Annotated in this window: 1 protein-coding gene; it reads right to left on the bottom strand. The window is 65.0% G+C overall.

Translation table 11 applies throughout. The features are described 5' to 3' along the window. Nucleotides 1-469: UDP-glucose/GDP-mannose dehydrogenase family protein (locus tag CKO43_RS25620; RefSeq protein WP_200380432.1), on the bottom strand; the 469-nt coding region annotated here is incomplete at both ends.

The raw sequence follows: 469 nt of genomic DNA, 5'->3' as shown, positions 1-469 counted from the left end.
CAGCACGCGGTTTGCGGCCAACGCTGTGATAGTTGAAGGCGTGAGGTGCCACTTCTTCGGGCGGATAGATGTTTCGCAGATCGATTAGGACATCGCCCCGCATCGTCCGCGAAAGCGTGGCGAGATTAAGGGCGCGGTACTCGTTCCACTCCGTCATGATGACGAGGCCGTCAGCCCCTTCTGCGGCGGCATAGGGCGACGCGCACCAGGTCACGCCCGGAAGCAGCGGTTTTGCCGCCTCGGCCGCCTGGGGATCGTGGGCGCGAATGGTGGCTCCCGCCGCCTGGAGCGCGGGAATGGCGGTCAGGCTTGGGGCCTCGCGGATGTCGTCGGTGTTCGGCTTGAAGGCGATACCGAGCACGGCGATCGTCTTGCCTTCGACGCTGCCGCCATGTGCGGCGATCACCCAATCGGGGATCGCGCGGTTGCGCTCCTCGTTGACGGCAATCGTGGTTTCGACAAGCCGGAT

Origin of the sequence: Rubrivivax gelatinosus (assembly GCF_016583785.1) — a bacterium.
In the GTDB taxonomy this organism is placed as follows: Bacteria; Pseudomonadota; Gammaproteobacteria; order Burkholderiales; family Burkholderiaceae_C; genus Rubrivivax; species Rubrivivax gelatinosus_B.
This window is presented reverse-complemented; position numbering and strand designations above follow the sequence as displayed.